Origin of the sequence: Blastococcus sp. CT_GayMR19, from assembly GCF_004570385.1 — a bacterium.
Lineage (GTDB): Bacteria > Actinomycetota > Actinomycetes > Mycobacteriales > Geodermatophilaceae > Blastococcus_B.
Genome location: NZ_SPQL01000010.1, coordinates 29975 through 53647, shown reverse-complemented (window position 1 = coordinate 53647; position 23673 = coordinate 29975). Strand labels below are relative to the sequence as shown.

Here is a 23673-nt window from a genome sequence, read left to right as displayed (position 1 = left end):
GCTCCCGCACGGGCGCCGGCCGGCCGGCACCACTTCCAGGGGGTTCCATGAGCGATGTCCTCACCCGGTCCCAGGTCAAGGTCCCCGGCGACGCCCGGAGCAAGGACGACGCGATCCGCGAGGCCGGGCGACTGCTGGTCGACGCGGGGGCGGTGAGCCCTGCGTACGTGGACGCCATGTTCGAGCGGGAGAAGTCGGTGTCCACCTACATGGGCAACTTCCTCGCCATCCCGCACGGCACCAACGAGGCCAAGGACACCATCGGCCGGTCGGCCATCTCTGTCGTGCGGTACGACGCACCCGTCGACTGGGACGGCAACGAGGTGCGCTTCGCCGTCGGGATCGCCGGAGTGGACAACGGCCATCTGGAGATCCTGGGGAAGATCGCGATCGTCTTCTCGGACACCGACGAGGTGGAGAAGCTGCTCGCCGCCGGCTCGGCCGACGAGCTCTACGACCTGCTCCAGGCGGTCAACGAGGACTGACCGCAGGACGGCGGCCCCGTGCGGGTCACCGTCCCGCGCACGACCCCATTCGCAACCCGCGCTGCTCCCCGGCCGGGCCAAGAGGAAGGTGAGCCCATGAAGGTGCTGCGCTTCTACGCGCCGAAGGACGTCCGGATCGAGGACGTCCCGGAGCCCGAGTGCGGGCCCGACGAGGTGAAGCTGCGGGTCCGCAACTGCTCCACCTGCGGCACGGACGTCAAGATCTTCAACAACGGGCACCAGAACATCAGCCCGCCGCGGATCATGGGCCACGAGGTCGCCGGCGAGGTCGTCGAGGTCGGGGCGGACGTTCCCGGCTGGTCGGTCGGGGACCGCGCCCAGGTGATCGCGGCCGTGCCCTGCGGGGAGTGCTACGAGTGCCGCAAGGGCTGGATGGCCGTCTGCCAGAACCAGACGTCGGTCGGCTACCAGTACGAGGGCGGGTTCGCCGAGTACCTGATCGTGCCGCGGCAGGTGCTCAAGGTGGACGGGCTCAACCGGATCCCGGACAACATCGGGTTCGACGAGGCGTCGGTGGCCGAGCCGTTCGCCTGTGCGATCAACGCGCAGGAGCTGATCTCGGTGGCCGACGGCGACACCGTCGTCGTCTTCGGGGCCGGGCCGATCGGCTGCATCCACATCCGGCTGGCGCGCGCCAACGGCGCGAGCCGGGTCTTCCTCATCGACGTCAACGCCGACCGGCTGAAGATGTCGGCCGACGCGGTGCAGCCCGACGAGGTCATCAACGGCAGCGAGGTCGACGTCGTCGAGCGCGTGCTGGAGCTCACCGACGGGCGGGGTGCTGACGTCGTCATCACGGCGACCGCGGCGAACGTCGCCCAGGAGCAGGCGATCCGGATGGCGGCGCGGCGCGGGCGCATCTCGTTCTTCGGCGGGCTGCCCAAGACCAACCCCTTCATCCAGTGCGACTCCAACCTCGTCCACTACCGGGAGTTGATGCTCATGGGGGCGAACGGCTCGGCCCCCGAGCACAACAAGCGCGCGCTCGAGTACATCTCGACGGGGAAGGTGCCGGTCAAGGACCTCATCACCGCACGGCTACCCCTCGAGCGGGCCCTGGAGGCCTTCGACATCGTTGCGAAGGGCGAGGCCATCAAGGTCACGATCGAGCCCTGACCTATGACATTGCGATCCTCCGGATCGCGCCGTGACACTGCGACCCTCCGGGCCGCACCGTGACACTGCGACCCTCCGGGCCGCACCGCGGCCAGGTGCCGTCCCCGGCCTGAGCTGAGCCGCTGAGTCGCACCTGCGCGGAGCCCTCCGGGCCCCACTCGGCGCGACGACCTCCGTGAGCCTCGGGTCAGCCCAAGACCTGGGCGACCGTGTAGATGACCAGGCCGGCGAGGCCGCCGACCACGGTGCCGTTGACCCGGATCCACTGCAGGTCGCGGCCCACCTGCAGCTCGATGCGCCGGCTCGTCTCCTCGGTGTCCCAGCGTGCGACCGTGCTGCCGACGACGTCGGCGAGGTCGCCGGCGAACCGCTCGACCACGTAGCCGGCCATGCGGGTGCTCTGCCGCTGCACGAGCTCGCGCACGGTCGGGTCGGTCTGCAGCAGCCGGGCGCCGTCCCGGATCAGCGTGATCAGGCGCCCGCGCAGCTCGGAGTCCGGATCGGCGGCGGCGGCCACGATCGCGGTCTTGACGTTGCTCCACAGCGAGCCCGACCACGCACGGACGGCGGGGTGCTCGAGCAGCTCCCGCTTGAGGTCCTCCACGTGGGCGGCCGTCTCGGGATCGGTGCGCAGGGCGTGCACGTAGGCCCGCAGCCGGGCGTCGTAGGACCGGCGCAGCTCGTGCCGGGGATCGGCGCCGACCTCGTCGAGGAACACCTGGACGCCGGTGAAGGCCCGCACGAACACCTTCTCGTCCAGCCAGTCCGGCACCCAGGCGGGGGAGGCGTCGCCCAGCTGGGCCCGGAACACGACCTTGTTGTCCTCGAGGAAGCGGGCCAGGCCGCGCAGCGCCGCCGACAGCACCTCCTGATGGCGGTCGCCCTCGACGACGAGCTCCAGCGCCCGGGCCACGACCGGGGCGAGCGGGGTCTCGTGCAGCTTGCGGTCGACGAGCGCGGCGACGGCGGGCTGGACGTCGTCGTCCCGGAGCAGGTCGGTCAGCGCGGTCAGGGCCACCCCGGCGTCGCCGGCCAGCCGCTCGGCGCGGCCGGGCGCTGCCAGGAAGGCGCCCAGCCGGCCCGGGACGTCGACGGTGGCCAGCTTCTGCTCGACGACGTGCGTGGTCAGGAAGTTCTCCTGCACGAAGGTGCCGAGGCTGGCGCCGATCTGGTCCTTCTTCCGCGGGATGATCGCGGTGTGCGGGATCGGCAGCCGTAGCGGGTGGCGGAACAGGGCCGTGACGGCGAACCAGTCGGCGAGCGCGCCCACCATCGAGGCCTCGGCGGTCGCGCGCACGTAGCCGACCCATGCGCCGGCGCCGTCCCCGAGGAGGACGCAGGCGAGGAAGACGAGGGCGGCGGCGACGAACAGACCGGTCGCCAGCCGCTTCATCCCGGCGAGATCGGCGGCACGCTCCGGGTCGTCGAGCGAGCTCGCGATCGGGACGTTCGGTCGGGGTCCGGGCACCCGCACCAGCCTAGGGACCTGCCGGGGAGGGGGCCGGGCGGGACCCGTGCGGGCTCAGCCCGTCGTCCCCAGGGTCACCTCGACGGTCCGCGACTCGCCGTCGCGGCGCACCGTGAGCGTGACCTCCTCGCCCGGCGCCTGGCTGCGCACCGCGGCGGTCAGCTCGGTGGACGTGGTCACCGGGCGCTCGCCGACCGCGGTGACGACGTCCCCGGGCTCCAGGCCGGCCTCGGCGGCGGGACTGCCCGGCTCGACGGTCTCGACCCGTGCGCCCGCGCCCACCTCGCTGTTCTGGTCGTCCGCGTCGGTCCGGGCACGCACCCCCAGGAGCGCGCGGGTGGCGGAGCCGGTCTCGATGATCTCCTGCGCGATCCGCTGGGCGGCGTTGCCCGGGATGGCGAACCCGACGCCGATGTTGCCGCTCTGGGACTGCGATCCCGGCGCGCCGGACGCGACGGTCGCGATGGCGGTGTTGATCCCGATGACCTCACCGGCACCGTCGACCAGGGCGCCGCCGGAGTTGCCGGGGTTGATCGCGGCATCGGTCTGGATGGCGTCGATGACCGTCGCGTCGTCCTCCGTGGAACCGGTCGCGACGGCCCGGTCGGTGGCGCTGACGATGCCGGTGGTCACCGTGTTCGAGAGGCCCAGCGGCGCACCGATCGCGACGGCGACGTCGCCCACCTGCACCTCGTCGGAGTCGGCGAACGCGGCCGGGGTGAGCCCCCCGGCGCCGTCCAGCCGCAGGACGGCGAGGTCGGAGGCCGGGTCGGTGCCCACGATCGAGGCGTCGTAGAGGGAGCCGTCGGCGGTGCGGACCTGCACGGTGCCGGCGTCGCCGCCGTCCCCGGCCACGACGTGGTTGTTGGTGAGCACGAAGCCGTCGGCGGTGAGGACGACGCCCGATCCGCTCCCGGACGCCGAGCTGCTCGAGACGTAGACGGTCACCACGCTGGGGGCCGCCTTCGCCGCAGCCGCCGTCGCGGTCGTGGCCGTCTCCGGGTTCTCGATGACGACGTTCTGCGCGGCCGCCGCCGTCCCGCCCCGGGCGGCCGGCTCGTCGACCAGGGTGGCCACGCCGGCCCCCGCGCCGCCGCCGATCACCGCGCCGGCCACCAGGCCGGCCAGCCCGATGCGCAGCCGGCCGGCCCGGCGGGGTGCCGCCGGGGGACCGCCCGGGAACGCGGTCGTGCCGTGCGATCCCTGCGGGAAGGCGGGGGAGCTGTACGGGGTGTTCGGCCACGCGTCGGTCGACGGGGTGCCGGCGCCCGGTGCGGGCAGGGGCTGCCCCCCGTAGCCGGAGTAGGACGGCGTGGGCTGCGTCGGCTGTGGCTGCGGTGTCGCCCAGGCGTGGGACGGGGCGGGCGCCGCGGGCGGGCCGACCCGGGATGCGCCCGGCTCGTTGGCTGGTCCGACCGGGCCGGGTCCGTGGTCGCTCACTGCTGGTGTCCTCCCTCCGCGCGACCGTGCGGCCGCGGCGAGGACTCCACTGTCGCTCCCCGCGCTGGCTCAGCGCTGGAGGACGCCTGTGAGATTCCTGGACGCCGGAAGTTCCGCCGGCTCAGGCGCTCAGCCCACGGCGACGATCTCCTCCCGCGGGTCGAGCTCGGGGCGGTGCACCGGCGGGACGAGCGCCATGGGGGACGTGCAGTGGCGCAGCAGCCAGCGGTGCGGACCGTCGAGCTGGCGGTGCAGCAGGGAGCCGTGGCCGGCGCTGAGCACGACCAGCGGAGCCGGGCAGGTGGCCGCGAGCACCTGGCTGGCCGTCGCACCGGGCAGGGTGGAGCGGCGCACCTCCAGGCCGGGAAAGCGCTGCTCCCATTCCGACTCGTCCCCGGCCCAGCCGTCCGGCGCCGGCGCGCGCTTCCCGCGGATCTGCAGCACGGTCAGCGGCGTCCCGGCCCGTTGCGCCGCCTCGGCCGCGAACTCGGCCACCCGTTCGTCGTCCCCGGCCTCCCCGACGCCCAGGACGGCCGCGACCGGCCGGCCGGTGGCCTCACCGCGCGGTCGCGGGACGAGGACGACCGGCCTCGGTGACCGCGCCGACACCCGGACGGCGACGGGAGCGAGCACCCACTCGTCGGCCGCGCCCGTCGTCGACTTGCCGAGGACCACGAGCTGACTCTCGGCAGCCGCGGTCAGGAGCACGGTGGCCGCGTCGCCCGCGACGACCTCGGTCTCGGAGCGGAGGCCGGACTCGGTGTGCACGGCGACGGTGTACGCCTGCGCGGTGATCCGCCGTGCGTGCGGGGGAGGTGGGGAGTCCGCCGCCTCACGACGCCGGGGTGGGGAGGTGGCGTGCACGATGCGCAGGGGAGCGTTCCGCCGGGCGGCCTCCTGCGCGGCCCACCGGACCGCGCCGAGGCCGCACTCGGTGCCGTCGACACCGACCACCACCGCGGGGGGAAGTGGCTCGCCGGGCCCGGACGACCGGTCGGTGCGGACGTCGTAGTCCGCGGCGTCGGGCGGGGCGATCGGGGTCGACGTCGGCATGACGTACCTCCGGGAGCAGCGGGCCGGCCGCTGCCCAGCGTCCTCGCCCTCGCCCCGGCTGTGAAGAGCCCGCGACACACCGTCTCGTGTGCATCCCGCTACGCACCGGGGTAGTGCCGGACGGAGCGGGTGCCGGTGGACCGGAGACATCGGTCCGGTCGGCCCCCGCCGGTCCTTGTCCCGGCGTGCCATGGAGGCTGCCCCGTGCCCATCCGCGCTCCCCTTCCCCGTGTGCTGCTGTGGGCCGTCGTCCTCGTCGCCGGCATCGTCGCCGTCGTCGGCGGGCTGGCGTTGCGGGGGCCGGAGCTCGTGGCCGTCGGCGTCGCGGGGGTGCTGGCCGGCTGCATGGCTGCGGGCATCGCGCGTGAGGCGCCGCCGGGAGCCCGCTCCCGCTCCACGCTCGAGGCCGCGGCCATCGTCGGGGCGACGACCGTCGGAGTGCTCCTCGTCATCGCCGGGATCGCCGCCCTGGCGGGGGGCGCCGTGGCCACCCTGACCGTGGGCGGCGTCCTGATCGGGGTGCTCGTGGCCCGGCTGGCCCGGCGCGGCCCGGACGCGCGGTCGACGGCCGACCGCACGTCGGCTCCCCGCCATCCGAGCGCGGTCCGCCCGCTCCGCTCCGAGGCTCCCGCCGAGCTGGCGAGCCTGCTCCCGCCGGTGGCGGTCCTGACCACGGCTGAGCTGGGCGGGGAGTGGATGCGGACGAGCGCGATCCTGGCCGGCCGCCTCGATCCGGCGGCGCGAGAAGCGCTCGTGGTCAGGCGTGAGGAGGCGCTGGACGAGCTCGAGCGGCGGGACCCGGCCGGATTCGCCCGCTGGCTCGCGGCGGGGCCCACGCCGACCAGCGACCCGGCCGGCTACGTCCAGGGGCGGACCCTGCGCGGCGACCCGGCGGCGGACACCGACGCCGCCTGAGGCACCCGCCGCCCGCACGTCCCGCGGGACCTACGATCGACGCGGCCACCTCGGTGGTCCCGCCGACGTGGCGCAATTGGTAGCGCACCCGACTTGTAATCGGGCGGTTAGGGGTTCAAGTCCCCTCGTCGGCTCGATCGGCCCGTCCGAGGTCCCGTGCCCGCACCTGGACGTCCATCGCTGGTGGCGGCACGATGACGGGGTGAGCGGGGGGGCGGTGGCAGTCCCCTACGTCGGACGGGCGGAGCACCGCGCGACGGTGGCCGCGGCGTTCGCTGAGCCGGGACACGTGCTGCTCATCTGCGGCGAGGCCGGCGTGGGCAAGTCCTCCCTGGTCGCGGCCGAGCGGACGGGTGCGACCACCGAGGTCCTCGAGGGGGCCTGCCTGCAGCTGGCGGGGCAGCCACTGGCCCTGGCCGCGCTCGAGCAGGTCTTCGATGCCCGGGGCGGGTGGCCCGAGTCGGCCGACGCCCCGGAGCAGCAGTCGGCCGAACAGCGGCTCCGGGCCATCCGCAGCTGGGCCGACGCCCTGGTCCCGGCCGGCGCCGCGACGCCCACAACGATCGTCGTCGAGGACCTGCAGTGGGCGGACGAGACGACCTGCGACTTCCTGGTCTACCTGGCGTCCACGGCGGCCCGCCGGCGGCTCAGCCTCGTCATCACCCTGCGCGACGACGAGACGCCCCGCGTCGCGCGCGTGCAGCAGGCGTGCGCCGACCTCGCCCGGCTGCCGGGTGCCCGGAACATCGCGCTGCAGCGCCTCGGGCTGGACGACGCCCGCGAGCTCGTGGCGCTGCTGACCGGGTCGGCGCAGGTCGACGTCGGCGCCTGGTTCGAGCGGTCCCAGGGCAACCCCTACCTGCTCGGTGAACTGGTCCGGGACCCCGGCGCCCGGCGGGTCAAGGACGTGCTCCTGGCGCGGGTCAACGCACTCGGTCCCGACGCCGCCGAGCTGGTCCGGCTGGCCGCCGTCTTCGGGCTCTGGGTCGCGGACGCGCACCTGCACACCGCGTCGGTCCTCCCTCCGGGCCGCTATGCGCGGGCGGTCCGCGAGGCCGTGGACGTCGGCGTGCTCGTGGTGGAGGGCGCCGACTACGCCTTCCGGCACAGCCTGATGTGCGAGGCGGTGCTCGCCCAGCTGCTGCCGATCGAGCGGCGGATCCTGCACGAGCGGGCGGCGCTGGCCCTGGCCGACCGGACGGCCGACGACGTCGTCACGGCGGTGGCCGTGAGCGTGCACTGGGAGGCCGCGGGGATGCCCGAGCGGGCGGCCGAATGGTGCCTGCGGGCCGCGCGGAAGGCCCGTTCGCTGAACGCGTTCGCCGAGGCGTGGGGGCACTACCAGCGGGCTCTGGAGTTCGGGCGGCACGCGCCGGGGACGGGCTCCCTGGACCTCGTGGTCGAGGCGGCCGACGCCGCGCGGCTGGGCGGCGACCCGGCCGCCGCGGCGGCCCTGATCGAGGAGGCGCTGCGGACCGGGTCGGTCCGGGGCGCCGAACGCGCCACCGCGCTCGAGCGCCTCGGCTGCTTCCTGTGGGAGGCGGGCCTGACCGCCCGGAGCCAGACGGCCTACGCCCAGGCGGCCGAGGCGCTGGACACCGAGGTGACGGCCTGCCACGCCCAGGTGTGGGGGGCGATGGCACGGGGCGCCTTCATCATGGCCGAGTTCGACGACGCCGTCCGGCTGTCCGACCGGGCCGTGGAGGCGGCCCGCGAGCACGGCACGACGGCCGTCCTCGCCGATGCGCTCACCACCCGGGGGACGGCGGGCGTCATCCAGGGCGACGCGGCGGCGCTCGACGTCCTGCGGGAGGGCGTCCGCCTGGCCCGGGACGTGACCGACCGCGCGGTGCTGTGCCGCAGCTACGCGAACCTGATGGTCGCCTACGAGTACTCCGGCATGCCGAACGAGGCGTGCGCCGCGGCGCTGGAGGGCCTGGCCCTGCTTCCCGAGTACGGCCTCGAGCTGGCCGTCGGGGCGGCGCTGGCCTGCAACGCCGCGAACCTGCTGACCCGGCGCGGCCGCTACGTCGAGTGCGAGCAGCTCCTCGCCGGGCTCCTCGACGGCCGGGTCCTCCAGGGCCAGGGGCTGCACCTGCACCTGGAGCGGGCCGAGCTGCAGCTCCGCATGGGGGACGGCGCCGCGGCCCGTGCCAGCCTCGAGGCGGCGGCGCCGCTGCGGGACGCCGACGAGCCCGCCGTCGTGGCGGCGATGGCGACCGCGACGGCCGAGCTCCTCCTGCAGCAGCAGGACCACGACGGCTGCTACCGCACCGTCGACGAGGCCCTCCGCCGGCTGGCCAGCACGCAGGACCGGCACTTCGGCGTCGAGGTCGCGTGGATCGGGCTGCGGAACGAGGCCGAACGGACCGGCGTGCCCGGCCGCGCCGGCCCCGCTGCGACGGCGCGCATCGACCGGCTGGCCGCGGTCCTCGACGGCCTGGATCCCGGCGCCGACGCCGACATGGACCTGGCGGCGTTCTCCCGGAGCGCGCGGAACGAGCTCGCCCGGCTGCGGGGGACCGCGGACGCGGCCGGCTGGGCCGGCGCCGTCCGGCTGTGGCGGGCCGCCGAGCGCCCGCGTGAGGAGGCGTACTGCCTGCTGCGCCAGGCCGAGTGCCACGTCTCGGCCCGGCAGCGGGACAAGGCCGCCGCTGCGGCGAGCGAGGCGCGCTCGGTCGCCGGGCGGCTGGGCGCGGCCCCGCTCGTGGCCGAGATCGATGCCCTGCGGGCCCGCACCCGGCTGTCCGCGGCGCCCGCGCCACGGGTGCCGGCCGAGGAGCGTCCCTACGGGCTGACCGATCGCGAGTACGAGGTCCTGGCGCTGCTGGGCACGGGGGCGACGAACCGCCAGATCGCCCGCAGCCTGTTCATCAGCGATCGCACCGTGGGTGTTCACGTGTCCCGGGTGCTGCATAAGCTCCAGGTCACCAACCGTGCGCAGGCCGCGGCCGTCGCGGCGAAGGTCGCCCGGTAGGCGTCGACCACGCGCGCGGGAGGACACCCATGGCACCGATGAAGCTGTCGCTGTTCGGATCCGGGTCCGAGGAGGAGGAGACGGTCCAGCTGGACGACGACGACCTCGTCGGACAGCTCCGCAAGACCGTCGACGCCCACCCCGACCTCACCCTCGAAGAGGCGCTGCGCCAGGGGATCCAGCACGTCGTCGAGAACGGCCCGAAGAAGAGCGGCTGAATCGGGCGCCCTCAGCGCAGGCTGGGCTCGAGCTGCGCGCGCAGCGCCCGCACGGCGCGGCCGCGCAGCGGGCCGAGGCTGCCGCGCGGGATGCCCAGTTCCTGGCTCAGCGCGTCGTAGGACGCCGGCTCCCGCAGCAGCGCCAGCACGATCCGCCGCTGGGTGTCCGGAAGTGTGTCCACGGCGCGGTGCAGTTCCCGACGCAGCTCGAGGCTCATCAGTCCGGTGCCGAGGTCCCGCTCGTCCGGCGCGACATGGTCGGCGACGTCGTCGGTCGGGACGGCGCGCTGCTGGGAGCGCAGCACCGCGAGGGCCTCGCGTCGGGCCGTCGTCGCCAGCCACCCCGGCAGGCACCGCGGGTTCTCGATCCGGTCCGCGTTGCGCAGCAGCAGGACCCAGGTGCGCTGGACGGCCTCGTCGACGTCGGCGTCGCTGCGGAGGATCCCGCGCGCCGTCGAACGCAGCAGGGCGTCGTAGCGCCGCACCGTCGCCTGCCACGTGGCGTCGTCGCCGGCGGCCAGGGCGGTCAGCGGCCCCCGGTCGAGCTCGGCCGGACTGTCGGGGACGGCGTAGGCGAGAGCGGCGGTCATCGGAGGCTCCTTCGGCGTCGGTGCGGGACGCCGGGGAGTCTTCGGAGGAACGCGCCGCCTGCCGTCCGTCGGACGACGTATTCGGCGGCGCGAGAACTACGTACGTCGGAGCCGGCGGATACGCATCGACCGCGCGCACCGGGGCCCGCCGTGCCAGGGTCGAGGAAACCCCGCATGAGGAGGAGTCATCGTGAGCGACCACGTGTACAGGCTGAGCGAGATCGTCGGCAGCAGCCCGAACAGCGTCGACGAGGCCGTCCGCACCGCCATCGCCAAGGCCGCCCAGACGGTGCGGAACATCGAGTGGTTCCAGACCGAGGAGATCCGCGGTCAGGTGGTCGACGGTGACATCGCCTACTTCCAGGTCAGGCTGAAGATCGGGTTCCGCGTCGACTGAACCGGTGACTCAGTCGAAGCTGCCCGCGCCCCCGCGGCGATAGGGGGAGTGCCGCTCCACCCGGTCGCGCTCCGCCCGCTCCGCCCGGAGCCGGCCCGCGGTCCCGGGCGGATAGCCGGCCTTGCTCACGCGGTGCTCGATGGTCTCGGTCATGAAGGCGATCGAGAAGAGCAGCCCGAGCAGCAGACCGCCCGCGGCGGCCGAGATCCGGTAGGCCAGGGGCACGGGGACCAGCAGGCAGATCGCCACGACGGGCAGCATCTGGACGACGGCGCGGACGAGGTGCCGCAGGATCCAGCTGCGCCCGGTCGTGTCGGCGAGCACCCAGGGGGAGAGCTCGCGGGGGAGCCCGCCGCCGAGGGCGTACCAGACCCACTGCAGAGGGTTCGGCCGCCGTTTCTGCACCCCTTGACGGTAGGCCGCATCGCCCCGGCGTTGCTCTCGCGCGAGCGCGGGTGCAGACTCCCCGCACCGTTCCGCGAGGAGGTTTCCGTGCAGATCAGTTCGCTGCTGCGCCACAAGGGCCGCGAGGTCGCGACCATCGCCGGGTCGGAGAGCGTGCGCACCGCGCTCGGTCTCCTGGCGGAGAAGGGCATCGGCGCCCTGGTGGTGTCCGCCGACGGCCGGCACGTCGAGGGCATCGTGTCCGAGCGTGACGTGGCCCGGGGCCTGCACGACCACGGCGCGGGCCTGCTGGCCGAGCCGGTGTCGAGCCTGATGACGGCGCAGGTGCACACCTGCCCGCCGGACGCCAGCGTCCACGACCTCGCCCAGACGATGACCGACCACCGCGTCAGGCACGTCCCCGTGGTCGACGACGACGGCGTGCTGATCGGCATCGTCTCGATCGGCGACGTCGTCAAGGCGCGTCTCGACGAGCTCGAGGACGAGAAGAAGCACATGGTGGACTACATCCAGCACAGCTGAGGGCCCCGTCCGGCGGGACGACCCGCACGGGTCGTGAGCCGGCCTCAGGACCCGGGCCGCACCGGTCGGCGTACGGTGCGGCGGTGGACGAGCGTCGCCTGGGAGTGCTCGCCGGGCTCGGCGCCTACGCCCTGTGGGGGCTGTTCCCGCTCTACTTCCCGCTGCTCGAACCCGCGTCGGGCCTGGAGATCGTGGCGCACCGTGTCCTGTGGTCACTGCTGTTCGTCGGGCTGCTCCTCTTCGCCGTCCGGCGGTGGTCGCACGTGCGCGCCGCCGTCGGCGACCGCCGCACGCTGCTCGTCCTGGCCGGCGCGGCCGTGCTCATCGCGGCGAACTGGCTCGTCTTCGTCTACGGCGTGAACTCCGGGCACGTCGTCGAGACGTCCCTCGGGTACTTCATCAACCCGCTCGTGAGCGTGCTGCTCGGGGTCGTGGGCTTCTCGGAGCGGCTGCGTCCGTTGCAGTGGACCGCGGTGGGCATCGCCGCGGCCGCGGTCGCCGTGCTCACCGTCGACTACGGCCGCCCGCCGTGGATCGCGCTGATCCTGGCGCTGACCTTCGGGCTCTACGGCCTGATGAAGAAGCTGGTGAAGGTGGAGGCGGCGCCGGGCCTGTTCGTGGAGACCGCGCTCGTCGCGCTCCCGGCGGGGGTGGCGCTCGGGGTCCTGCACGGGTCCGGAGCGGGCACGTTCGCCCAGGTCGGGACCGGGCACACGCTGCTCCTGGTGAGCGCGGGAGCGGCGACGGCGATCCCGCTCCTGCTGTTCGCGGCGGCGGCCCGGCGCATCCCGCTGTCGACCGTGGGCCTCCTGCAATACCTGACACCGCTGATGCAGCTGGCGATCGGCGTCTTCGTCTATGACGAGCCCATGCCGCCCGCGCGGCTGGCAGGTTTCGCCATCGTCTGGCTGGCTCTGGCCGTCTTCAGTGCCGACATGTTGCGACACGCCCGGGCAAATAGTCGACGTGTCGACCTGGCGACCGTCCCGGCAGGTCTCTGACCGCCCTCGGCCCTCGCTCCGGCGGTGGTCCCGCAAGCGCCCCGGAACTGTCGTAGCCCGGCGCTACGGTCGGCCCCGAGCCGATCGGACAGCACCGTCGGCCAGGTCCTGGCAGGAGATGGACGAGTGATGATCGACGACCCCACCCGCGTGGTCTCCCCGCCCCGCGAGGCCGGGGCAGCGGACGCGTCCGCGCAGGTCGGCCCGCATGAGCTCTCCCGCCGTGAGCACGAGATGCTCGCCTTCGAGCGGCACTGGTGGCGGCACGCGGGAGCCAAGGAGACGGCCATCCGTGATCGTTTCGGCGTCCCTCCGACCCGCTACTACCAGGTGCTCAACGCCCTCGTCGACCAGCCGGCCGCGCTGGCCGCCGACCCGTTGCTGGTCCGCCGGCTCCGCCGGCTGCGCAGCGCGCGGCAGCGAACTCGTTCGTCTCAGGGTCCTGGGCAATGAGACTTGCAAGCATTAGATTTGCTCACCGTGGGCAGGCACGCGGGATCAGACAGTGACGGGCCGGACCAGGGGCATGCCCCGCTGATCGCGGGCCGCCGCCGGACCGACGTACCGGACGCGCTCTGGCGCGGAGCCGCGGCAGAGGTCGGCGACCATCCGACGCAGGCGGGCCGCGACCGCTCCGACCGGCGACGTGACGGCCTGCTCCCGGCCGGGAACGACCCGGCCCGCCGTCCGTCGGCGCGACCCGTGCCCGGCCCCTCGGGCGCCGATGTGCGTCCCCGCGAGGACGCCCGGCAGCTGTCCCGGTCCCGTCTTCCGCTCCCGCCGGTTCCCGCCTCCTCGCGCGGTGCGGCGCCCGCTCCGCGCGCCGCGGCGCAGGCCGGTCCGCTGACGACCGCCGCTCCCTTCCGTGCGGTGCCGTCCCCCGAGCCCCGCCCCGGCATCCTCGAGGTCGAGGCGTTCGGACCCTCGGGCGCCCCCTCGCCCAATGGTCCGTCCTCCCGCCCGGCGCACACGTCGAGCCCCGGCGTCAGCGTTCCGCGTCAGAAGGGTGCGGACGAGGCGCCCTCCGCCGCCTTCGAGGAGTGGACGCCCGCCGCCCGTGCGTTCGCGCCGTCCGCCGACCTCGCCGAGCCCGCGGGCGACCTGCTGGTCCGCCCCGCGCCTTCCACCACCGCCATCCCGGAGCGCTCGGTCAGCCGCCGCGGTCGCTCCGCCCGCGTACCCGCGGCACGCGCATCCGCCGCTCTCGTCGAGGACGAGGCCCTCGTCGAGGACGAGGCTCCCGCCGCGGTCTCCGGCCCCGGAACGGGTCCCGTCGGCGGTCGCGCCGCGATGCGGGCCGAGCGCCAGGCCGTCGACATGGCACGCCGGAAGGCCGTCAAGCGCAGCGGCGGCTCGACGTCCGCCCTTCCCGCCGACGACGACGACGAGCCGCGCCGGCCCCGCCGCGTGGTCCGGGGTCTCGCTGCCATGGCCGTCGTCGGCCTCGGGGTGCTGGGCGTCTACACCTACGTCTCGCCCCAGCCGCAGGACGCCGCGGCACAGAGCCCCGCGGTCACCAGCACCGTCCCGACGCCCGCGCCGCCGAGCGACCTGCCCGCACTCGCGACCGAGTCGGTTCCCGTCGAGCCCGTGGCCGCGGCCCCCGTGCGGGTGCCGGTCACGGTGCTCAACGCCACCGACATCACCGGCCTGGCCGGCAAGATCTCCACCGCCGTCGTCGGCGCCGGCTGGGAGTCCCCCGGCGTCGGGGCCTACGAGGGTGGCGACGTGGCCGTCTCCACGGTCTTCTTCACCGAGGGCGACGAGAACCAGCGCCAGGCGGCGCTCCAGCTGATCGAGCAGTTCCCCCAGCTCTCGGGTCCGGCCCCTCGCTTCTTCGAGCTCCCGGCCGAGCTGACGGCACCCGGACTGGTCGTGGTCGCCGCCGGAGACTGGCAGCCCTGACCGGCTGAACCGGCAGCCCTGACCGGCTGAACCGGCAGCTCTGACCGGCTGACCCCGGCGGCCGGTGCCGGCGGGCGGAACATGTACCGCCCGCCGACCGTTGGCCGCTGCGTGCGCGCCGCTTCCGGGCCCGTGCGTTCCCGCCCGCGCTCCCGCGCCCGCGCAACGCTCGTCGCCCTGCTTCCCCTGCTCCTGTCCAGCGGTCTGCTCGTGCTCGCTCCACCCGCGGCGGCCGCCGAGGACGTGTCGACCGAGGAGGCGCTGGTCGCCTCCGGCTCCGGCGCGGAGGCCGTCGAGCTCGACACCACCCTCTACCTCCCCGCCTCGGCGGAGGACGCGCCCGCCCCGGCGGTCGTCCTCGCCCACGGGTTCGGGGGCAGCAAGCAGTCGATGGACGCCGACGCGCAGGACCTCGCCGGCCGCGGCTACGTCGTCCTCGCCTACTCGGCCCGCGGGTTCGGCCGCAGCACCGGCCAGATCGGGCTGAACGACCCCCGCTACGAGATCGCCGACCTCTCCACCCTGATCGACCTGCTGGCCGAGCGCGACGAGGTCCTGCAGGACGACGACGGTGACCCCCGCGTGGGCGTCGCCGGCGGTTCCTACGGCGGGGCGCTGGCCCTGCTCGGCGCCGGCTACGACGACCGGGTCGACGCGATCGCTCCCCAGATCACCTGGAACTCCCTGACCGCGGCGCTCTTCCCGTCGCAGACCGGTCCGGTCGACGAGGCCGGCACGATCGCGGCAACGCCGCAGGACGCCGACGCCGGCGTCTACAAGCGGCTGTGGGCCGGGCTGTTCTTCGGCGTCGGATCGGTGCCCACCGGCGGGCTCCTCGACTCCTTCGGCGGCGGCGGTGGCGGCGGTTCGGGTACCGGGGCCGACGCCCCGGACCCCTCGCAGGTCGACCCCGCCTCGCTCGACCCCGCCCTGGTGCAGCAGTCCCTGCTGTGCGGCCGGTTCCGGGCCGACATCTGCGCCGCGTACCAGACCGCCGCGGCCACCGGGACGCTCACGCCCGAGATCGCCGCGGTCCTCGACCGCAGCAGCCCGGCGACCGTGCTCGACCGCATCGAGGCGCCGACCCTGCTGATCCAGGGCACCCAGGACTCCCTGTTCGGCCTCGGCCAGGCCGACGCCAACGCCCGGGGCATCGCCGCCAACGGGACGCCGGTCAAGGTGATCTGGTTCGCCGGGGGCCACGACTCGTCGGCCTCCGACCGCGTCACCGAGAACCTGCGCGAGCAGGTCGCGGGCTGGTTCGACTTCCACCTCCGGGGGGAGGGCGCCGACCCGGGCACCGGCTTCGAGTTCCCCGCCCCCACGGGACTGGGTGGGAGCGGCACCGGCTCGGTGCAGGGCGGCAGCCGGACCGTGCTGACCGACCGCTACCCCGGCCTCGACGGTGCGGACGACGCGCAGCGCACCGGCTTCGCGCTCCGCGGCCCGGCCCAGCCCGTCGTCACCCCGGCGGGCGGCACCCCGGCGGCGATCACCTCCCTCCCCGGCCTCGGCTCGCTCGGCGCGGCCCTGGGCGGGGTGGCGGTCGAGATCCCCGGCCAGTTCGCCGCCTTCGACAGCGCGGCGCTCGACGTCCCCGTCGAGGTCGTCGGCGCCCCCACCGTCGAGCTGGCGGTCTCCGCGCCCAGCGGCACCGCCACCCTGTTCGCGAAGCTCTACGACGTCGGACCGGACGGCTCGATGACCCTCCCGTCGAGCCTGGTCGCGCCACTGGCGCTGACCGGCCTGTCGAGCGATCCCACGGACCCGACCGAGGTCTCGGTGACGCTGCCCGGCATCGTCCACCGCTTCGAGACCGGCCACCGGATGCGGATCGTGGTCTCCTCCACCGACCAGGCCTTCGCCCTGCCGGCCGAGCCGGCCGTCTACACGGTCGGACTGGCCGGCCAGGGAGCGGAGGTGTCCGTCCCCGAGGTCGGTGGGCGGACCGAGTCCGCTGCCGGGAGCTCCCGCTGGTGGGTGCTGCTCGGGACGCTCGTCGGGCTCGCGCTGCTCGGCTGGCTCGCCGCTCTGCTCTGGGGACGGCGGCGCCGCCGCCGGGTCTCGGCCGTGGAGCCGGACGGCGAGGACGTGCCGCTGCGCTTCGAGGGCGTCACCAAGGCCTACAAGGACGGCTTCGTCGCCGTCCGCGACCTGTCCTTCGAGGTGCGCCGGGGGCAGGTGCTCGGACTGCTCGGGCCCAACGGCGCGGGCAAGACGACGTCGCTCCGGATGCTCATGGGCCTGATCCGCCCGACCGAGGGGCGGATCAGCATCTTCGGGCACGCGGCCGGACCCGGCGCGCCGGTCCTGTCCCGGCTGGGCTCCTTCGTCGAGGGCACCGGGCTGCAGCCGCACCTGTCGGGCCGCGACAACCTGACGCTCTACTGGGCGGCCACCGGCCGGCCCGCCGAGGACGCCCATCTGGACGAGGCGATCAAGGTCGCCGGTCTCGGGACGGCCATGGACAAGCGCGTCCGCAGCTACAGCCAGGGCATGCGGCAGCGCGTGGCGATCGCGCAGGCCATGCTCGGGCTCCCGGACCTGCTGGTGCTCGACGAGCCGACCAACGGCCTGGACCCGCCGCAGATCCACGCCATGCGCGAGGTGCTGCGCTCCTACGCCGCCACCGGCCGCACGGTGATCGTCTCCAGCCACCTGCTCAGCGAGATCGAGCAGACCTGCAGCCACGTCGTCGTCATGGCCAAGGGGCAGAAGATCGCCCAGGGCACCGTCGAGGAGATCGTCGGGACCGGGGGAGCGGTGTCGATCGGCCTGGTCGACGACAGCGACCTCGACCGCGCCATCGCCGTCCTCGAGGGTCTGCCCGGTGTCTCCGCGGACATCACCGACGAAGGCCTGGTGGCCGACCTGGACGGCACCAGCCGGGCGCGAGCCCTGTCCGCGCTGATCGACGCCGGCATCGAGGTCGACCAGTTCACCCCGCGTCGCCGCCTGGAGGACGCGTTCCTGTCATTGGTGGGAGAGAGCACGTGAGCGCCACCGAGGAGAGGGCCAGAATGGCCATGTTGGCCGCCGACCGGGACCAGGTCACCGACGGGACCCCGCACGTGCAGGCGACCGGCGCGGTGGCCGGCTACCGGCCCGAGCGGACGCTGCGGCTGTCGGTGGAGCTGCGGCGTCAGTTCAAGCGCCGTCGCACCATCGGCATCTTCGCGCTGATGGTGGCACTGCCGCTGATCCTCATCGGCGCCCTGCAGCTGGGCGCCAGCGAGGAGGCGGCGGAGAACAACCGGATCAACCTCGTCGACGTCGCCACGTCCAGCGGGCTGAACTTCACGCTGTTCGTGCTGTTCGCGACCACCGGCTTCTTCCTCGTCGTCGTCTACGCGCTCTGCTTCGGCGACACGGTCGCGAGCGAGGCGCAGTGGGGGTCGCTGCGCTACACGCTGGCGACGCCGGTGCCGCGCATGCGGCTGCTCCGGCAGAAGTGGTACGCGGCGCTGGTGCTGTCGGTCGGCGCGCTGCTGACGCTGGCCACCGTGGCCGTCGTGGCCGGCGGGATCGCCTTCGGCTTCGAGGACATCCAGACGCCGGTGGGCATCGGCATCGACCAGGGCGACGGGCTGCTGCGGCTGGCGGGGATGCTCGGCTACCTCGCCGTCCACCTGCTCGTCGTCGGCTGTCTGGCGTTCTGGTTCTCCACGATCACCGACGCCCCGCTGGCTGCGGTCGGCGGCGCGGTGTTCACGATGTTCGTGTTCGCGATCCTCGACCAGGTCGAGCAGCTCGGGGCGATCCGCGACTGGTTCCCGACGGCGGAGGAGTTCGCCTGGACCGACCTGCTGCAGACGCCGATCGACTCCGACGACCTGTTCCGCGGCATCATCCAGTCGCTGGTCTACTCGGCGATCTTCACCGCGCTGGCCTTCCGGCACTTCGCCCGCCGCGACGTCACCTCCTGAGCCGCCCGCTCAAGAGGTCCTGGCGTCAGGCGGCCACCCAGCGTTTGACGACGTCCACCACGGCCGTCTGCCGCGCGGCGACATCGTCGAGGTCCCGGAACGTGACGACGGCCCGGTCGGGAGCGACCCAGTCCAACTGCCCGGAGTCGTCGTCGAACCTGAAGTCGGCGGCGTCGTCCCGGACCTTGGCGCCCCGGTGCAGGACCAGCTGGAGCCGGTCGCCGGGCTGCAGGCGGAACGTCACGCGGTCGGCACCGGCGTAGCGGAAGCTCGGCGCATTCCACTTCACGTGCTCGGTGATCCCGTCGTTCGACGCGAGGATGGCCGCGCGCAACCGCTCGATTCCGGCCTTGAGCGGGTGCTCGAGCTCGGCCATGTAGCGGTCGACGTCGCCCGTGCGAGGTGGCATGCGGTCTCCCTCGGTCAGAGGCTGGCCCGGACGGCCTGCGCCCAGCCTTCACCCATCGCACCGGCGGTGGCGACGGCGTTGGGGACGGCGTCGATCAGCGTGGCCATGCCGTCGACCGCCGCACCGTTCGCGGTGATCCAGAGCCGGCCGACCGCGGGGGCCATCTCCAGGTCGCTGACGCTGTCGCCGATGGCGATCGCGTCGTCGGGGGTGAGGCCGCGGCGTTCGAGGTCCCACGCGATGGCGGTGCCCTTGGAGATCCCGCGCGGCATGAGGTGGAAGACGCGGGGCGGCAGCGAATCGCCGTCCAGCGTCATCCGGGACGTCGGGATGATGGCGCCGTTGTCCTTCAGCGTCAGCCACCCCGCGCCCCGTTCGGCCAGCCATGCGTCGACGGCGAGCGGGTCGACCCGGCCGCGCAGCAGCGCGTCCGCGTCGTGCGTGGTGTGCCAGGGCGCGTGCCACTCCAGCTGCCCGGGGTGCGCGGCGATCAGCTCCTCGACGATCCCGAGCTCGGCCATGGCCGCCATCGGCGTGCGGTCCCCGAACCCCTCGGGGAACTCGCCGCGCAGGCGGTGCAGGCCGCGGCCGGCGTCCCAGGCCACGGTCGCGCCCAGCTCGGCGATCGCGCCGTCCGCGGCGAAGATCCTTGCGGCCTCGATCACCTGCTCGAAGGTCCGGCCGCTGACCAGCACCAGCGGGACGCCGGCGCGGTGCAGCTCGAGCAGGGCGGCGGCCGGATCGGCCGTCAGATCCCGGTTCGCGGTGTGCCAGAACGAGCCGCGCGGACCGACCATCGTGCCGTCGAGATCGGTGTAGACGATGCGCGTGCTCACCGCCACATCCTGACGGCGCGAGGCGCGCGCCGTGGACTGGGTACAGTTCGGGGCGTTCCACTCATCCAGAGGGGCAGAGGGACACGGCCCGATGAAGCCCCGGCAACCGCCGCCTGCGTACTTGGCAGGCGGGAGGTGCCAATTCCGTCCCGCACGGCTCGACGGCCCGGTGCGGGAAAGATGAGGAGGTAGTCGTCGCATGACCCTGACCGCTCCGGGCTCCACCCAGGCAGACTCGTCCGCCGGGGGTCCCGTCCCACCCTGTCCCGCCCGCGGCCTGGTGTGCCGCAACTGCGGGGCGACCTTCGGCCTGATCGCCGAGCACGCCTGCGCCGAGTGCTTCGGCCCGCTCGAGGTCGACTACGACCCCGAGCTCATGCGCGCGGTCACCCGCGAGCAGATCGAGGCCGGCCCGCAGAACATCTGGCGCTACGTCGCGCTCCTGCCGGTCGGCCAGGACCCGGCCGACCGCGTGACGCTCGACCCGGGCCTGACGCCGCTTGTCCGCGCCGACCTCCTGGCCCAGGAGCTGGGCCTGACCGGCGGACTCTGGGTGAAGGACGACTCGGCCAACCCGACGCACTCCTTCAAGGACCGCGTGGTCAGCCTGGCCGCCACCGCCGCGAAGGGGCTGGGCTACCGCAAGATCGCCTGCGCCTCCACCGGCAACCTGGCCAACTCGGTCGCCGCGCACGCGGCCCGCGCCGGCCTGCCCTCCGTCGTGTTCATCCCGAGCGACCTCGAGCCGGGGAAGGTCGTGCAGTCGGCCATCTACGGGCAGACGCTCGTGGCCGTCGACGGCTCCTACGACGACGTCAACCGGCTGACCAGCGAGCTCGCCGAGACCGACGAGTTCGAGGACACCGCGTTCGTCAACCAGAACGTCCGGCCGTACTACGCCGAGGGCTCCAAGACGATGGGCTACGAGCTCGCCGAGCAGCTCGGCTGGCGGATCCCGGCCCAGGTCGTCATCCCGATGGCGTCGGGCTCGCTGCTGACCAAGGTGGACAAGGCGTTCCGCGAGCTGACCGCGGCCGGGATCGTCGAGGACACCGGGTGGACGATCTTCGGCGCCCAGTCGGCCGGCTGCGACCCGATCGCCACCGCCTTCGACAACGGCTGGGACGTCGTCAAGCCGGTGAAGCCCACCGGCATCGCCAAGTCGCTCAACATCGGCAACCCCGCGGACGGTCCGTACGCACTCGACGCCATCCGGCGCACCGGGGGCGCGGTCGGCCGGGTGGGCGACGACGCCATCGTGCAGGGCATCCGCGACCTCGCCCGGACCACCGGGGTCTTCGCCGAGACGGCGGGCGGGGTGACCATCGCGGTGCTCCGCCAGCTGGTCGAGGACGGCCGCCTGGACCCCGCGAAGGAGACCGTCGTCCTCAACACCGGTGAGGGACTGAAGACCCTCGACCCGCTCGAGCCGGTCGTCGGGCCGACCCACCGCGTGGAGCCCTCGCTGAAGTCGGTTCGTTCCGCCGGCCTCATCGCCTGACGCGTAGGGTTCCGGCTCACCGGATCCGGCGACGGGAGCGCCGCCCGATCCGGTATTCGTCCTGCGTGGATGCACTACTGCGCGCGCTCTTCTCATGTACCGTCTCGCGCGGTTCGAGTTCCACGTTCGTGTTCGACGGGCGGAAGAGCGAGTAACCCGGTTCTCCGATCGAGAAGGACCGTCCGCTACGCACGAACGCAGGAGCACACGTGGCACAGGGCACCGTGAAGTGGTTCAACGCCGAGAAGGGCTTCGGCTTCATCGCCGTCGACGGCGGTCAGGACGTCTTCGTCCACTACTCGGCCATACAGATGGACGGGTACAAGAGCCTCGAAGAGGGCCAGCGGGTCAACTTCGAGGTCGTCCAGGGTGCCAAGGGCCCCCAGGCGGACGGCGTCACCGCAGCCTGAGGTAGATCGTTCGTCGAGGCCCGGCCCCCGTCTCGGGGGCCGGGCCTCAGTGTTTCGGGACTGGACCGGGGGGTCGCGCCGAGTGGGGCCCGAAGGGTCCCGGGCAGGCGCGACGCAGCGGCTCGGCGCCACTGGGGAACGGCAATTGGCCGCGGTGTCGTCCGGAGGACGACGATGTGACGACCCCCCGTCCTTGCACTCGCCAGGGTCGAGTGCCAGACTCGTTTCTGGCACTCGGGGCACCCGAGTGCCAATCAGGTCGGAACGGTGAGGCATCGGTCGTGGGCCGCAGGAGCGTCCACATCGCTGGTGTCGTCCGTCGCGGGCACCAACCCGGCCGTGCAGCGATCAATGCATGGAGGACATCACCACATGGCCAAGATGATCGCGTTCGACGAAGAGGCGCGCCGTGGCCTCGAGCGGGGAATGAACATCCTCGCCGACGCCGTGAAGGTGACGCTCGGCCCCCGTGGCCGCAACGTCGTACTCGAGAAGAAGTGGGGCGCGCCCACCATCACCAACGATGGTGTGAGCATCGCCAAGGAGATCGAGCTCGAGGACCCGTACGAGAAGATCGGTGCCGAGCTCGTCAAGGAGGTCGCGAAGAAGACCGACGACGTCGCGGGTGACGGCACCACCACCGCCACCGTGCTGGCCCAGGCGCTCGTGCGCGAGGGTCTGCGCAACGTCGCGGCCGGCGCGAACCCGATGGCTCTGAAGAAGGGCATCGAGGCGGCCGTCGAGGCCGTCAGCGAGTACCTCCTCTCGACCGCCAAGGACGTCGAGACCAAGGAGCAGATCGCGGCCACCGCCTCGATCTCCGCCGCCGACACCGCCATCGGTGAGCTCATCGCCGAGGCGATGGACAAGGTCGGCAAGGAAGGTGTCATCACCGTCGAGGAGAGCAACACCTTCGGCCTCGAGCTCGAGCTCACCGAGGGCATGCGCTTCGACAAGGGTCACCTGTCGGCGTACTTCGTGACCGACCCCGAGCGCATGGAGACCGTGCTCGACGACCCGTACATCCTGGTCGTCAACTCCAAGATCAGCTCGGTCAAGGACCTGCTCCCGCTGCTGGAGAAGGTCATGCAGTCGGGCAAGCCGCTGGCGATCATCGCCGAGGACGTCGAGGGCGAGGCCCTCGCGACCCTGGTGGTCAACAAGATCCGCGGCACCTTCAAGTCCGTCGCCGTCAAGGCTCCGGGCTTCGGCGACCGCCGCAAGGCCATGCTCGGCGACATCGCCATCCTGACCGGTGGCCAGGTCGTCAGCGAGGAGGTCGGTCTCAAGCTCGAGAACGCCGACCTGTCGCTGCTGGGCCGCGCGCGCAAGTTCGTCACCACCAAGGACGAGACGACGATCATCGAGGGTGCGGGTGACGCCGACCAGATCACCGGTCGGGTGAACCAGATCCGCGCCGAGATCGAGAAGTCGGACTCCGACTACGACCGCGAGAAGCTGCAGGAGCGCCTGGCCAAGCTGGCCGGTGGCGTCGCCGTCATCAAGGCCGGCGCCGCGACCGAGGTCGAGCTCAAGGAGCGCAAGCACCGCATCGAGGACGCGGTGCGCAACGCCAAGGCCGCCGTCGAGGAGGGCATCGTCGCCGGTGGTGGCGTCGCTCTCGCGCAGGCCACCTCCGCGTTCGACAAGCTCGAGCTCGAGGGTGACGAGGCCACCGGTGCCAACATCGTGCGCGTCGCGCTCGAGGCGCCCCTGAAGCAGATCGCGATCAACGCCGGCCTCGAGGGTGGCGTCGTCGCGGAGAAGGTCCGCAACTCGGAGACCGGCTGGGGCCTCAACGCCGCCACCGGCGAGTACGTGGACCTGATCGCCAGCGGGATCATCGACCCCGCCAAGGTGACCCGCTCCGCGCTGCAGAACGCCGCCTCCATCGCGGCGCTCTTCCTCACCACCGAAGCGGTCATCGCCGACAAGCCGGAGAAGAACGCTCCGGCCATGGGCGGCGGCGGCGACGGCGGCATGGGTGGCATGGACTTCTGAGTCCCGCCTTCCCGTGACACCCAGCACTGCCCGGCAGGGGCGGTCCGCTTCGGCGGGCCGCCCCTGTCGGCGTATCG

The 23673-nt window shown here is 73.5% G+C and carries 22 protein-coding genes, 1 tRNA gene and 1 riboswitch; of the genes, 16 read left to right on the top strand and 7 right to left on the bottom strand.

Features of this window, described 5'->3' with window-relative positions; translation table 11 throughout:
- Window positions 1–47 precede the first annotated feature (47 nt).
- Window positions 48–485 (top strand): PTS sugar transporter subunit IIA, encoded by a 438-nt coding sequence (locus E4P39_RS14615; protein ID WP_135137309.1) that lies wholly within the window; start codon window positions 48–50, stop codon window positions 483–485.
- 96 nt (window positions 486–581) lie between these two features.
- Window positions 582–1622, top strand: coding sequence for a zinc-dependent dehydrogenase (locus E4P39_RS14610; RefSeq protein WP_135137308.1), 1041 nt, complete (start codon window positions 582–584; stop codon window positions 1620–1622).
- Between the two features lie 187 nt (window positions 1623–1809).
- On the opposite strand, the gene E4P39_RS14605 is transcribed toward E4P39_RS14610, so the two are convergent.
- The 3 genes from E4P39_RS14605 to E4P39_RS14595 form a co-directional block, all read right to left on the bottom strand.
- Window positions 1810–3090, bottom strand: a complete 1281-nt coding sequence (locus E4P39_RS14605; RefSeq protein WP_245159843.1) for a DUF445 domain-containing protein — start codon at window positions 3088–3090, stop codon at window positions 1810–1812.
- 54 nt (window positions 3091–3144) lie between these two features.
- Window positions 3145–4530 (bottom strand): trypsin-like peptidase domain-containing protein, encoded by a 1386-nt coding sequence (locus E4P39_RS14600; RefSeq protein WP_135137307.1) that lies wholly within the window; start codon window positions 4528–4530, stop codon window positions 3145–3147.
- A gap of 129 nt (window positions 4531–4659) precedes the next feature.
- Window positions 4660–5583, bottom strand: a complete 924-nt coding sequence (locus E4P39_RS14595) for a universal stress protein (RefSeq protein ID WP_135137306.1) — start codon at window positions 5581–5583, stop codon at window positions 4660–4662.
- A 204-nt stretch (window positions 5584–5787) separates the two neighbouring features.
- Here E4P39_RS14595 and E4P39_RS14590 point away from each other — a divergent pair, with 204 nt between their 5' ends.
- The 4 genes from E4P39_RS14590 to E4P39_RS14570 all read left to right on the top strand — a co-directional run bounded on the left by E4P39_RS14590 (window position 5788) and on the right by E4P39_RS14570 (window position 9693).
- Window positions 5788–6498: a hypothetical protein gene (locus tag E4P39_RS14590; protein ID WP_135137305.1), complete on the top strand. Its 711-nt coding sequence runs from the start codon at window positions 5788–5790 to the stop codon at window positions 6496–6498.
- 61 nt (window positions 6499–6559) lie between these two features.
- Window positions 6560–6632: transfer RNA gene (locus E4P39_RS14585), tRNA-Thr, on the top strand.
- 68 nt (window positions 6633–6700) lie between these two features.
- Window positions 6701–9475, top strand: coding sequence for a LuxR family transcriptional regulator (locus E4P39_RS22390; RefSeq protein ID WP_167761875.1), 2775 nt, complete (start codon window positions 6701–6703; stop codon window positions 9473–9475).
- A 29-nt stretch (window positions 9476–9504) separates the two neighbouring features.
- Complete coding sequence (locus E4P39_RS14570; protein ID WP_135137304.1) at window positions 9505–9693, top strand: hypothetical protein; 189 nt, start codon at window positions 9505–9507, stop codon at window positions 9691–9693.
- A gap of 11 nt (window positions 9694–9704) precedes the next feature.
- Here E4P39_RS14570 and E4P39_RS14565 read toward each other — a convergent pair whose 3' ends face one another.
- A complete protein-coding gene (locus E4P39_RS14565; protein WP_135137303.1) occupies window positions 9705–10283 on the bottom strand; it encodes a sigma-70 family RNA polymerase sigma factor in 579 nt (192 codons plus the stop codon).
- Between the two features lie 190 nt (window positions 10284–10473).
- Here E4P39_RS14565 and E4P39_RS14560 point away from each other — a divergent pair, with 190 nt between their 5' ends.
- Window positions 10474–10680, top strand: a complete 207-nt coding sequence (locus E4P39_RS14560) for a dodecin (protein WP_135137302.1) — start codon at window positions 10474–10476, stop codon at window positions 10678–10680.
- 9 nt (window positions 10681–10689) lie between these two features.
- On the opposite strand, the gene E4P39_RS14555 is transcribed toward E4P39_RS14560, so the two are convergent.
- Window positions 10690–11085 carry a DUF5313 family protein gene (locus E4P39_RS14555; protein WP_135137301.1) on the bottom strand — a complete coding sequence of 132 codons (396 nt, stop codon included), beginning with the start codon at window positions 11083–11085 and terminating at the stop codon, window positions 10690–10692.
- Window positions 11086–11172: 87 nt separating this feature from the next.
- Between E4P39_RS14555 and E4P39_RS14550 the strand changes: the two genes are divergently transcribed.
- From E4P39_RS14550 to E4P39_RS14525, 6 genes are all read left to right on the top strand, one after another.
- Window positions 11173–11607 carry a CBS domain-containing protein gene (locus E4P39_RS14550; RefSeq protein WP_135137300.1) on the top strand — a complete coding sequence of 145 codons (435 nt, stop codon included), beginning with the start codon at window positions 11173–11175 and terminating at the stop codon, window positions 11605–11607.
- 83 nt (window positions 11608–11690) lie between these two features.
- Window positions 11691–12608, top strand: a complete 918-nt coding sequence (gene rarD / locus E4P39_RS14545; RefSeq protein ID WP_135137299.1) for an EamA family transporter RarD — start codon at window positions 11691–11693, stop codon at window positions 12606–12608.
- Window positions 12609–12737: 129 nt separating this feature from the next.
- Window positions 12738–13061 (top strand): DUF3263 domain-containing protein, encoded by a 324-nt coding sequence (locus E4P39_RS14540; RefSeq protein ID WP_135137298.1) that lies wholly within the window; start codon window positions 12738–12740, stop codon window positions 13059–13061.
- A 417-nt stretch (window positions 13062–13478) separates the two neighbouring features.
- Window positions 13479–14513 carry a LytR C-terminal domain-containing protein gene (locus E4P39_RS22385; protein ID WP_167761873.1) on the top strand — a complete coding sequence of 345 codons (1035 nt, stop codon included), beginning with the start codon at window positions 13479–13481 and terminating at the stop codon, window positions 14511–14513.
- A 132-nt stretch (window positions 14514–14645) separates the two neighbouring features.
- Window positions 14646–17510, top strand: a complete 2865-nt coding sequence (locus E4P39_RS14530) for an alpha/beta fold hydrolase (RefSeq protein ID WP_245159842.1) — start codon at window positions 14646–14648, stop codon at window positions 17508–17510.
- A 23-nt stretch (window positions 17511–17533) separates the two neighbouring features.
- A complete protein-coding gene (locus E4P39_RS14525) occupies window positions 17534–18439 on the top strand; it encodes an ABC transporter permease subunit (RefSeq protein ID WP_245159841.1) in 906 nt (301 codons plus the stop codon).
- Between the two features lie 25 nt (window positions 18440–18464).
- On the opposite strand, the gene E4P39_RS14520 is transcribed toward E4P39_RS14525, so the two are convergent.
- Window positions 18465–18848, bottom strand: coding sequence for a DUF1801 domain-containing protein (locus tag E4P39_RS14520; protein ID WP_135137295.1), 384 nt, complete (start codon window positions 18846–18848; stop codon window positions 18465–18467).
- Between the two features lie 14 nt (window positions 18849–18862).
- Window positions 18863–19684, bottom strand: a complete 822-nt coding sequence (locus E4P39_RS14515; RefSeq protein WP_135137294.1) for an HAD-IIB family hydrolase — start codon at window positions 19682–19684, stop codon at window positions 18863–18865.
- A gap of 58 nt (window positions 19685–19742) precedes the next feature.
- Window positions 19743–19871, top strand: a riboswitch (SAM riboswitch).
- 12 nt (window positions 19872–19883) lie between these two features.
- Here E4P39_RS14515 and thrC point away from each other — a divergent pair.
- From thrC to groL, 3 genes are all read left to right on the top strand, one after another.
- Window positions 19884–21185, top strand: a complete 1302-nt coding sequence (gene thrC / locus E4P39_RS14510; RefSeq protein ID WP_209306546.1) for a threonine synthase — start codon at window positions 19884–19886, stop codon at window positions 21183–21185.
- 209 nt (window positions 21186–21394) lie between these two features.
- A complete protein-coding gene (locus E4P39_RS14505) occupies window positions 21395–21595 on the top strand; it encodes a cold-shock protein (RefSeq protein ID WP_029337676.1) in 201 nt (66 codons plus the stop codon).
- A gap of 372 nt (window positions 21596–21967) precedes the next feature.
- Window positions 21968–23596 carry a chaperonin GroEL gene (groL, locus tag E4P39_RS14500; protein ID WP_135137293.1) on the top strand — a complete coding sequence of 543 codons (1629 nt, stop codon included), beginning with the start codon at window positions 21968–21970 and terminating at the stop codon, window positions 23594–23596.
- Window positions 23597–23673 lie beyond the last annotated feature (77 nt).

Bases quoted from the DNA above. Each gene is read 5' to 3' on its own strand.
- E4P39_RS14570 (WP_135137304.1), top strand. From the start codon at position 9,505: ATGGCACCGATGAAGCTGTCGCTGTTCGGATCCGGGTCCGAGGAGGAG.
- E4P39_RS14565 (WP_135137303.1), bottom strand. From the start codon at position 10,283: ATGACCGCCGCTCTCGCCTACGCCGTCCCCGACAGTCCGGCCGAGCTC.
- E4P39_RS14520 (WP_135137295.1), bottom strand. From the start codon at position 18,848: ATGCCACCTCGCACGGGCGACGTCGACCGCTACATGGCCGAGCTCGAG.
- E4P39_RS14615 (WP_135137309.1), top strand. From the start codon at position 48: ATGAGCGATGTCCTCACCCGGTCCCAGGTCAAGGTCCCCGGCGACGCC.
- groL (WP_135137293.1), top strand. From the start codon at position 21,968: ATGGCCAAGATGATCGCGTTCGACGAAGAGGCGCGCCGTGGCCTCGAG.
- E4P39_RS14610 (WP_135137308.1), top strand. From the start codon at position 582: ATGAAGGTGCTGCGCTTCTACGCGCCGAAGGACGTCCGGATCGAGGAC.
- E4P39_RS14540 (WP_135137298.1), top strand. From the start codon at position 12,738: ATGATCGACGACCCCACCCGCGTGGTCTCCCCGCCCCGCGAGGCCGGG.
- E4P39_RS14525 (WP_245159841.1), top strand. From the start codon at position 17,534: ATGGCCATGTTGGCCGCCGACCGGGACCAGGTCACCGACGGGACCCCG.
- thrC (WP_209306546.1), top strand. From the start codon at position 19,884: ATGACCCTGACCGCTCCGGGCTCCACCCAGGCAGACTCGTCCGCCGGG.
- E4P39_RS14595 (WP_135137306.1), bottom strand. From the start codon at position 5,583: ATGCCGACGTCGACCCCGATCGCCCCGCCCGACGCCGCGGACTACGAC.